This window comes from Streptomyces capoamus (assembly GCF_014654935.1).
Classification (GTDB): domain Bacteria; phylum Actinomycetota; class Actinomycetes; order Streptomycetales; family Streptomycetaceae; genus Streptomyces; species Streptomyces capoamus.
On record NZ_BNBF01000017.1, the window covers coordinates 144,718 to 153,863 of the forward strand.

The 9,146-nt window shown below is 75.4% G+C and carries 11 protein-coding genes; 4 read left to right on the forward strand and 7 right to left on the reverse strand.

Annotation, left to right across the window (positions count from 1 at the left end):
• Window positions 1–435: 435 nt before the first annotated feature.
• Both IE312_RS25425 and IE312_RS43835 read left to right on the forward strand, forming a co-directional pair.
• Window positions 436–966 carry a glycine-rich domain-containing protein gene (locus IE312_RS25425; RefSeq protein WP_229900414.1) on the forward strand — a complete coding sequence of 177 codons (531 nt, stop codon included), beginning with the start codon at window positions 436–438 and terminating at the stop codon, window positions 964–966.
• Window positions 967–990: 24 nt separating this feature from the next.
• Window positions 991–1,119, forward strand: coding sequence for a hypothetical protein (locus IE312_RS43835; RefSeq protein WP_268254353.1), 129 nt, complete (start codon window positions 991–993; stop codon window positions 1,117–1,119).
• A 35-nt stretch (window positions 1,120–1,154) separates the two neighbouring features.
• On the opposite strand, the gene IE312_RS25430 is transcribed toward IE312_RS43835, so the two are convergent.
• The 3 genes from IE312_RS25430 to selA all read right to left on the reverse strand — a co-directional run bounded on the left by IE312_RS25430 (window position 1,155) and on the right by selA (window position 4,986).
• Window positions 1,155–1,388: a helix-turn-helix domain-containing protein gene (locus IE312_RS25430; protein ID WP_189984648.1), complete on the reverse strand. Its 234-nt coding sequence runs from the start codon at window positions 1,386–1,388 to the stop codon at window positions 1,155–1,157.
• Between the two features lie 374 nt (window positions 1,389–1,762).
• On the reverse strand, window positions 1,763–3,610 hold the full coding sequence (locus IE312_RS25435) for a SelB domain-containing protein (protein ID WP_189984713.1): 1,848 nt from the start codon (window positions 3,608–3,610) through the stop codon (window positions 1,763–1,765).
• On the reverse strand, window positions 3,610–4,986 hold the full coding sequence (selA, locus tag IE312_RS25440; RefSeq protein ID WP_189984649.1) for an L-seryl-tRNA(Sec) selenium transferase: 1,377 nt from the start codon (window positions 4,984–4,986) through the stop codon (window positions 3,610–3,612). The genes IE312_RS25435 and selA overlap by 1 nt, the downstream gene beginning before the upstream one ends.
• 132 nt (window positions 4,987–5,118) lie before the next feature.
• Between selA and IE312_RS25445 the strand changes: the two genes are divergently transcribed.
• Window positions 5,119–5,472, forward strand: coding sequence for a hypothetical protein (locus tag IE312_RS25445; protein ID WP_189984650.1), 354 nt, complete (start codon window positions 5,119–5,121; stop codon window positions 5,470–5,472).
• An 11-nt stretch (window positions 5,473–5,483) separates the two neighbouring features.
• On the opposite strand, the gene IE312_RS25450 is transcribed toward IE312_RS25445, so the two are convergent.
• The 3 genes from IE312_RS25450 to IE312_RS25460 form a co-directional block, all read right to left on the reverse strand.
• Window positions 5,484–6,506: an MASE1 domain-containing protein gene (locus tag IE312_RS25450; RefSeq protein ID WP_189984651.1), complete on the reverse strand. Its 1,023-nt coding sequence runs from the start codon at window positions 6,504–6,506 to the stop codon at window positions 5,484–5,486.
• A gap of 84 nt (window positions 6,507–6,590) precedes the next feature.
• Window positions 6,591–7,421 carry a PP2C family protein-serine/threonine phosphatase gene (locus IE312_RS25455; RefSeq protein WP_189984652.1) on the reverse strand — a complete coding sequence of 277 codons (831 nt, stop codon included), beginning with the start codon at window positions 7,419–7,421 and terminating at the stop codon, window positions 6,591–6,593.
• A gap of 108 nt (window positions 7,422–7,529) precedes the next feature.
• Window positions 7,530–7,850 (reverse strand): hypothetical protein, encoded by a 321-nt coding sequence (locus tag IE312_RS25460; protein WP_189984653.1) that lies wholly within the window; start codon window positions 7,848–7,850, stop codon window positions 7,530–7,532.
• A 211-nt stretch (window positions 7,851–8,061) separates the two neighbouring features.
• Between IE312_RS25460 and IE312_RS25465 the strand changes: the two genes are divergently transcribed.
• Complete coding sequence (locus IE312_RS25465; RefSeq protein ID WP_189984654.1) at window positions 8,062–8,376, forward strand: hypothetical protein; 315 nt, start codon at window positions 8,062–8,064, stop codon at window positions 8,374–8,376.
• Between the two features lie 59 nt (window positions 8,377–8,435).
• Here IE312_RS25465 and IE312_RS25470 read toward each other — a convergent pair whose 3' ends face one another.
• Window positions 8,436–9,128: an alpha/beta fold hydrolase gene (locus tag IE312_RS25470; RefSeq protein WP_189984655.1), complete on the reverse strand. Its 693-nt coding sequence runs from the start codon at window positions 9,126–9,128 to the stop codon at window positions 8,436–8,438.
• Window positions 9,129–9,146 lie beyond the last annotated feature (18 nt).

Below are 9,146 nucleotides of genomic sequence, written 5' to 3' on the forward strand. Positions count from 1 at the left end.
CCCGACGCTCTGGCCGCGGCCATCGCGGACGGCTTCGGCCCAGCGATCGGCGAGGATGCGACCGGATGATCCTGCCGCCTGCCACCGAACTGACGCGCGCCCAGCACTCGGGCTGGGCCTGCGTCTGGTGCACAGCGTCACTTCAGGCAGGCGGGGTCCCTGCGGGCCGCGCTGAGGGCCGCAGCGGCGCGCACGATTTGAGCGTCCAGGTGTACGCCTGCACCCGCTGCGCACAGGAGCCCAACCCCGCGCGCCGCATCGGCGGGTAACCACAGACTCCGGCGTGCCGAAATGAGCGCCGGAAGGTCCGCCGCCGTGCAACCCCGTCGCGGCGGCGGACCGCATCACCTAACAGTCAGGGCCCGGACCGGCATCCCGCGAAGACGACCGGCCCGGGCGTGTGTCCCCATCCGCAACCAGCGAAGGAGATCACTCATGACAGTACCTCCCGGACCGACGCCGGACGGCGGCCCCGTCGACCCGAAGCCGCCGGCCGCGTTCGCGCGGATGCTCATCACCGACGCGGAGTTCGAGAGCTGCCGGCGCACGGTCATGGACTCCACCCCGGACGTGTCGCCGGAGCTGGCCGGCCGGATCGTGGAGGAGGCCATCAAGTTCGTGGCCGCCTGCTCGGCGAATCCGGGCGCCGGGCTGGTGCCGTCGCGGATCGTGGACGAGGGCTGGCACGCGCTCATCGTGCACACCGCGATGTACGCCGGGCTGTGCGAGCGGCTCGGCGGCCGGTTCGTCCACCACGCCCCGGGTTACGGCCCGGAGAACTACGACCCGGCGATCCTGGACCGGACCCGCGAGGCCATCGCGGCGCTCGGTTGGGAGGTTGATGCGGACCTGTGGGTGGCGCCGGGCGACGAGTCGCTCGTGTCGGTCGCGGCGAAGTGCCAGCACTCGGACGACTCGGGACCGATCGTGACCATCCCGAAGCCCAAGCCCAAGGGCGTGCTCTAGCCTCCCAGGGTGAAGGGAGGCCGCATGTCCGAGTGGATTGACCCGCGGTACGCGGAGCTGGTGGCGGCGTGGCGACGCGCCCAGGAGCCTGGCTCGCGTGACCCGCGGGAGCCGCAGCCGCGGCGGGCGTTCATCGTTCCGTCGAAGGGCTGACGCCGGGGCCCGGTCGGTGCGCGCAGCCGGCCGGGCTACCGGACCAGATCGGAGAGCGGTACCCCGAGGGCCTCGGCGATGAGCAGCAGGCTGTCCAGCTTGGGGCTCGAGTGTGCTTGCTCGATCCGGTTGATGGCCTGTCGGTCCAGCCCTGCCAGCTCGGCGAGTCGCTCCTGGGTGAGGTTCGCGTGTAAGCGGGCGTCCCGTATGCGCGCGCCGACGGCCCGGCGGCGGGCGAGGACCCAGTCGGGCGGCGGGGCAGATGGCACCCGCCCACCGTTGCGTGATCAAGATCTGATGTCTGTATCGTGCACCGTACATTCCTGGATCAAGAAACACCTGGTCTGACAAGGCCTACAACCGAGAAGCACCCGGTCGAGTGATTGCGGATTGGCGCTCTGTGGCGGGGCAACCGCTAGGGAGAGCGCTCACATAGACAGGCCGGCCGTCGTATGCCCCCCAGGCTGGCGGCCCGGCCGCTGGCCCCCCGGTCGCTGCGGTGCGACCGGGGGGCTCTGTCGTGTGGGGTGATCTGCACTCACTCCGTGCGGGGCTAGGGCAGTGATCGTGAAGGCGTTTGGCCCGGGCCAAACCGAGGGGCCGCGAGAGGCATCCAGCGGAACCCAACGGCATCGAATCGCATCTATTTGTCCGAGTTCTCGGCATCGTCGCAGGTCACGATCGGGTGAAAAAACGGGTTCGATTCCCGTCCGCCTCCGTTCCCCGCCCCCGCACGGCAGCGCCGGTGCTGGTCGTCGACGCGTTCGGTGAAACCCCGGGCGTCCAGGAACTCCAGCAGCGGTACGGCGACCCGGCGGGTGGTGTCCAGCGCGCGCCGGGCCTCGCTGAGCGTGAACGGCTGCGGCAGCGCGCGCAGTACGGCGGCGGCGTCGGCGTCCGCGCCGGGCAGCAGCACGATCCCGTCGGCGATGCGCAGCAGTGCCCCGGCTGCCGACGCGGCGGCCAGGCTCCTGCGGTCCAGGCCCAGTTCGGCGAGCCGGCCGGCTTCGGGCGCCCGGAACGGGGTGCGGGCGAGGTCCCGGCGCAGGGCGTCGACGGCCGTGCGGACGGGTGCGGGCAGGGCGGGCCGGAGGCTGTCGGCGGTGTGCAGCCGGCCCTGGCGGGCGTGGATCTGGGGCAGGGCCGCGGCCAGCGCGTCGACCAGGGCTCGGTCGGGCAGGCCGAGCCGCCGGCGGGCCGCCTCGGTGGGCAGGCCGGGCTCCAGCGGACGGGTGCGGGCGTGCTCCAGGACCTGGCGGGCCAGCCGGTCCTGGAGGGTCTGCCAGTGCGCGGTGTCGGCCAGCCAGTCGCCGGCGACGGGCTCACCGGGCACCGGAACGCCCATCGCCCGCAGGTCGGCCCGCCGGACCAGCTTGCGGCGGCGCAGTTCGGCGGCGCCGTCCGGGCGGCCGGTCATCGTCTCCAGTTCGGCCGCGCGGGCCCGCCCGGCGCCGCGCCGGGTCAGCCGGGGCGGACGTACGTCCAGCACGGTGACCCCGCAGGGCCTGCGGGTGCCGCCGGGTTCGCGGAGCACCGCGCGGTCGCCGACGCGCAGGGGCAGCCCCCGGCGCAGGGTGAGCCGGGCGGTGTCCGGGCCGAGCGGGCGGACGGTCACCGGCACGGCGGCCGTCCCGATGTGCAGGGTGACGCCCCGGGGCAGGTCCGCCACCGGCTCCCCGGTGACCCGCACGTCGGCGACCTCGGTGCACAGCCAGCGGTCCGGGGTGAGCAGCACCTGGCCGCGCCCGAGGGCGGTGTCACCGTGGCCGTGGACGTTGACGGCGACGCGGGCCACCGCGGCGACGGCCGTCCGCTCCTCGTGCAGGCTCTGCAGGCCGCGCACCCGCAGGACGGCCGATCCGTCCGCGGTGACCAGCCGGTCGCCGACGCGCAGGGTGCCCGCGCCGAGGGTGCCGGTCACCACGGTGCCGTGGCCGCGGACGGTGAACGCCCGGTCGAGCCAGAGGCGTACGTCGGCCTCGGTGTCGGGCGGGGGCAGGGCGTCGGCCAGCCGGACGAGTTCGGTGCGCAGCGCGTCCAGTCCCGCCCCGGTGACGGCGCTGACGGCGACCTGCGGCACCTTGCCGAGGGAGGTCGCGGCCAGCCGCTCCAGGGCGTCGGCGCGCACCGGCTCCGGGTCGGCGAGGTCGCTGCGGGTGACCGCGAGGACGGCGTGCCGCACGCCGAGCGCGTCGAGGACGGCCAGGTGTTCCTCGGACTGGGGCTGCCAGCCCTGGTCGGCGGCGACCACGAAGAGCACGCCGGGGACGGGTCCGACCCCGGCCAGCATGGTCGGCACGAAGCGTTCGTGCCCGGGCACGTCCACGAAGGCCAGGTGGTCGCCGCCGAGACGGGTCCACACGAAGCCCAGGTCCAGGGTGAGACCGCGGCGGCGCTCCTCCTCGTACCGGTCGGGCTCCATGCCGGTCAGGGCGCGGACCAGCGCGGACTTGCCGTGGTCGACGTGGCCGGCGGTGGCGAGGACGCGCATCATGCCCGCCCCCGCGCGGCGGGCCGCACCGACCGTACGGCCTCGGCCAGCCGGTCGTCGTCCTCCGGCGGTACCGCTCTCAGGTCCAGCAGGCAGCGGCCCGCCTCCAGGCGGCCGACGACGGGGACGCGGCCGGTGCGCAGGGCGCGGGCGTAGGTCTCGGGCAGGGACAGCGCCGCGCTGGGCAGGCTGACGCCGGGCGCGCCCCCGCCGCCGACCGTGGCCGCGCTGTCGACGGCCCGTACGTCGATCCCGTCGGCGGCCAGCGCGGCGGCGAGCCGCTCGGCGCGGGCCCTGAGCGCCTCGGGGCCGGCGGTGAGGGCGAGGGCGGTCGGGGTGGGCGGGCCGGTGAGGGTGGCCTCCAGGGCGGCCAGCGTCAGCTTGTCGACGCGCAGGGCGCGGGCCAGCGGGTGCCGGGCGAGGGCGCGGACCAGCTCCGTCCGGCCGAGCAGGAGCCCGCACTGGGGGCCGCCGAGCAGTTTGTCGCCGCTCGCGGTGACCAGGGCGGCGCCGGCCCGCAGCTGGGTGTCGGCGTCGGGTTCCCCGGGCAGTGCCGGGTGCGGGGCGAGCAGCCCGGAGCCGATGTCGACGACGACCGGGACCCCGAGGCCGGCGAGTTCGGCTGCCTCGGCGGACCGGGTGAAGCCGGTGATCCGGAAGTTGGACGGGTGGACCTTGAGCACGAAGCCGGTGTCCGGCCCGATCGCGGCCGCGTAGTCGGCGGGGGTCGTGCGGTTGGTCGTGCCGACCTCGCGGAGCCGGGCGCCGGTGGAGACGAGCAGGTCGGGCAGGCGGAAGCCGTCGCCGATCTCCACCATCTCGCCCCGGCTGACGACGATCTCCTTGCCGGCCGCGAGCGCGGTGGCGGCCAGGACGAGCGCGGCGGCCCCGTTGTTGACGACGTGCGCGTCCCCGGCGGCCGGTACCCGGGCGTGCAGGGCGGCGAGCGCGGAGCGGCCCCGGCGTGCCCGTACCCCGGTCGTCAGGTCGAGTTCGACGTCCGTGGGGCCGGCCGCCTCCCGGACCGCCTGCCGGGCGGCGGCGGACAGCGCGGCCCGGCCGAGGTTGGTGTGCAGCAGCACCCCGGTGGCGTTGATCACCGGGCGCAGCCCGCTCGCGGTGCCGGGCAGCAGGTCCAGGGCGGTCTGCGGGACCTGCTCGGGCGGGACGGCGCCGGAACGGGCCCGCTCCTGTGCCTGCCGTACGGCGGCCTTGACCCGGTCCGCGCCGAGCCGGTCCACGGCCGCGGCCAGCCGGGGGTCGCGCAGCACGGTGTCGGTGCGCGGGACGCGGCGGCGTACGTCGGCCGGCGGCGCCCCGCCGGCGCTCCGCGCGGTGGCCTCCCCCGTCGCTCCTGCTACCGGCCGCTGTCCCATGCCGCCCCTGTCCCTCCGGTCCGGCCCCGTGCCCGTACGGCTCCGTCCATCGTCTCCCAGTGCCCCCGGCGGCCCGCCCGACACGCCGCAACGGTTGGTGACTGCGGCCGTGGCCCGGGTACTCGGCGGTGCATGACGGACGACGACCACAAGCGACAGGACGACAACGCCGGGACGCCGGCCGAGCGGGCGGCGCGCCGGCAGCGCGAGGCGGACCGCGAGCGCGCCGGCTCCCGGCCGTTCGACTACCCGTACCCGGAGCGCCGGGCGGGCGTGAGGGCGCGGCGCGACATCAGCGAGGCCGCGGCCGCCGCCGACACGCCCCCGGGGATCCCCGGGGGCTACGGCACCACCGGCGGCGGACAGCCGGGCGCCACCGGCGCCGCCCATCCGCCGAACCCGGGGCGCCGTGACACGGCGGCGGGGACGCCGGCCGCGGAGCCGGGCAGTGACGACGAGGGGCCGGTGAACCGTTCGGAGCGCTGACGGCGCGGGGGTCACGGGGCTCCGGTCGGCCGTGACCGGTCACCCGGCCCGTCGGTGCCGGCCGGCGGCCGGGGCGGTGGGGCCTCGCCCGCGGTGAGGTGCTCCAGCACCTCGGCCAGCTCCTGGCAGGCCCGCTCCACCGAGCGGCGGGTCTGGCGCTGCTCGGTGATCACCGCGGACAGCAGCAGCGCGGTCAGCGCCATGGCGCCGTTGAACGCCTGCAGCTTCACCATGACCTCGACGCGGTTCAGCCCGGCGAACGCGCCGGCACCTTCCGTGGCGGCGACGGTGGCCAGCACGGAGGTCACCAGCGCGCAGAGCACGCTGCCGGCCAGCTCGAAGCGCAGGGCCGCCCAGATGATGAGCGGATAGACCAGGAAGAGCATGCTGATCGAGGTGTAGACGGCGAGCGGTACCACCGCGCAGGTGACCACCGCCAGCGCGGTCGCCTCCCGCCAGCGCCGCAGGGACAGCGGTCTGCGGGCCCGGTGCAGCAACAGCAGCAGCGGGGTGACGATCAGGACGCCCATCGCGTCGCCCACCCACCAGGCGAGCCAGACCGGCCAGAAAGCGGGGGCCGGGAGGCTGCCCTTGAGGACGAGGATGCCGACGCCGACGGTCGCGCTGATCACCATGGCGCCCAGCGCGGCCAGGAACACCAGGGCGACGCCGTCGCGCAGCCGGCCGAGGCCGGTGCGGAAGCCGGCCCGGCGCAGCAGCAGGACCGCGCACACGGGCGCGGCGGTGTTGCCGACGAGGACGCCGAGCACCTCGGGGCCGGGTGTGGTCAGGGACAGGACGGAGAGGAAGGCGCCGAGGGCGACGCCGGGCCAGCAGCTCAGCCCGAGGATCAGCAGCGCGGCGACGGCGACGCCGGTCGGCGGCCAGATCGGGGTGACGACGGCGCTCCCGATGGTCAGCTCGCGCAGCAGGCCGAGCCGGGCCGCCGCGTAGTAGCAGGCGGCGACGGCCAGGGTCCGGACGGCGTAGCCGCCCGGCCGGCGCGGCTCCTGGATACCCTCCACAGCAGCCATCTCACACCGGTGGCCGCCGGTCGGCGAGGCGAGACGGGTGTCGCTCCGGTCCGCCGGCCGACGGCGGTGCCCACGGCCTGCGGTTCACAGCGGGGTACCGGGGCCGTCCAGGCCGACGACCAGGACCGCGGCGTCGTCCTCGTGCCCGACGCCCTCGGCGCCCTTGATCACGGCCGCGGCGAGCGCGCGGGCCTCCAGGCCGGCGACGGCGGCGATCCCGGCGAGCCGCACCACTTGGTCCAGGCCGTCCTCGACGGTCAGTTCCGGCCCCTCCACGACCCCGTCGGTGAGCAGGACGACCACCCCTCCGGTGGAGAGCCGGTGCCGGGTCACCGGGTATTCGACGCCCCGCTCGATGCCGAGCGGCGGTCCCCCTTCGTCGTGGACGACGCCGGACTTGCCGTCCGCCGTGGCCCACACGGAGGGTATGTGGCCGGCCCGGGCGCTCTCCAGACTTCCGGTGGCCGGGTCGAGCCGCAGGAAGGTGCAGGTGGCGAAGAGCTCGCTGCCCAGGGAGAGCAGCAGGTCGTTGGTGCGGGCCAGCAGTTCGCCGGGGTCGCCGGTGACCGAGGCCAGCGCGCGCAGTCCGGCCCTGACCTGGCCCATGGCGGCCGCGGCCTCGATGTTGTGGCCCTGTACGTCCCCGATGGACAGCCCGATCCGGCCGTCCGGCAGGGTGAAGGCGTCGTACCAGTCGCCGCCCACGTTCAGGCCCAGGTTGGCGGGCGTGTACCGGACGGCGAGGTGCAGGCCGGGGGCGGTCGGCAGGTCCCTGGGGAGCATGCCGCGCTGCAGGGCGAGGGCCAGTTCCACCTGGCTGCGCTGCACCTGCGCGCGGCGGCGCGCCTGGGCGGTGAGCGAGCCGAGTCGGGCCAGCAGCTCGTCGCCGTCGTCCGGGAGGCGCTCGCGGGGCATCGATCACTTCCGACGGGGCGGTGGCCCGGAAGGGCCGGCCGCCGGCGTGTCCGGCAAATGCCTAGATTTTACCGAACTGGGGTGATTCCGCCCCTCGGGCAGGGCGCGTCAGCGCACCTCGGAGTCGATGCCGGTGATCACCGCCGGGCCGAGCGGCGCGGTCCGCTCGTCCAGTCCCGCGTCCCGCAGCGCGCCGTCCGCCAGCCGGCGCGCCTCCTCCTCGGCGTGCGGGCCGGTGTCCGCCTCCACGGTGAGGCGGAGGGTGAAGGTGTTGTCGTCGTTGACGCTCAGCACGTCCAGGTCCTCCGCGCTGCCCATACGGGTGGCGTGCGGGTCGGCGGGCCGGAGCGCCCGGGCCAGCCGGGTGCGCGTGCCGTCCTCGACCCCGGTGGTGAAGGTGCCGGGGACGCTGATCACGTAGGTCGTCATGTGACGGTCCTTTCCTCGGGCGTCCCCTCGTCTACCCCGATTCGCGGGCTTCGCACCGGGTCCCCGGGCACGCACCGCCACCAGCCCCGTCGTCGTCCCCCGGACGGTGGACGTGTGCGTGTGGGCTCCGCGGTCCGGCGGAGCCGCGGTGGGAGATTACGGGTGCGGCCTCGTCCGCGCTCCCCCGTCACCGTTCGCGAAGGACACCCCCATGCGCCTGCGTCGTCCGCTCGCCGCCGCACTCGGCGGTCTCGCCCTCACCCTGGCCACCGCGACCTCCGCGCTAGCCGCCGACGGCACGTTCCTCTGGATCGGGCCCCACGGCAAGGCGTACGCCCTCGACAGCCCGCCGGAGCACAAGTGCTTCGACATGGCCCAGGAGGCGCGCGCCGCCCGCAACGCGACGAAGAAGCCACTGGTCATCTACTCCCAGAAGAAGTGCAAGGGCACCTCCCTCCGGATCGCCCCCGGGCACGCGGCACCCGCCGGCACCCACTTCGCCAGCGTGGTCTTCAACCCCCGCTGACCACCGGACCCGGGCCCTCGGGGAACGCTCCCCCGGGGGCCCGGGTCCCTCGGATCCGGTCAGATCCAGCCGTCCAGCGCGGCGGTGAAACCGTGGAGGTCGTCGCGGTGCAGAGTGTGCCCGGCGCCCTCGACGGTCCGGACCTCGAAGCCCCGTCTGACCAGCTCCGCGCCGAGGCCCGGCCGTACGAGGTCACTGGCGCCGGCGAGCAGCACCAGTGACGGCACCACCGGGCGCGCCGGTGTGCGGCCGACCGAGTAGATGTCCGGCAGGACGAGCGCCGTGGCGGGGTCCCAGTCGGCGAGGGTGGCCAGCTCGACGTCCACGTCGGTGTCGTCCCAGCGCGGGTTGAGGCTGCTGATCATCGCGCGGTTCGCCGTCTTGAAGACGGTGAAGTACACGGACGCCTCGACCAGTTCCTTGCGCAGGTCCCAGGCCGGGTCGCAGTACACGGCCCGGGCGGGCGCCAGCCGTTCGACGGCACCGGCCAGCGCCATCGCCCCGAGCGAGTGGCCGAGCACCAGCTCCGGCCGCTCGGGCAGGGTGTCGACGAGGTCGTCGGACCAGGTGGCGGGGCTGTACTCGCCACGCCCGCTCGCCCCGTGCCCGCGCAGGTCCACGCCGATGACCCGGTACCCCTGGTCCACGAGGACGGGGGCGACCCGGTGCCAGGTGCGGTGGTCGGACATCAGTCCGTGGACGAGGACGGCGATCCGGTCGCCCGTCCCCCACTCGTGCGTGTGCAGCCTCATGCGCGTCCCTTTCCGCGT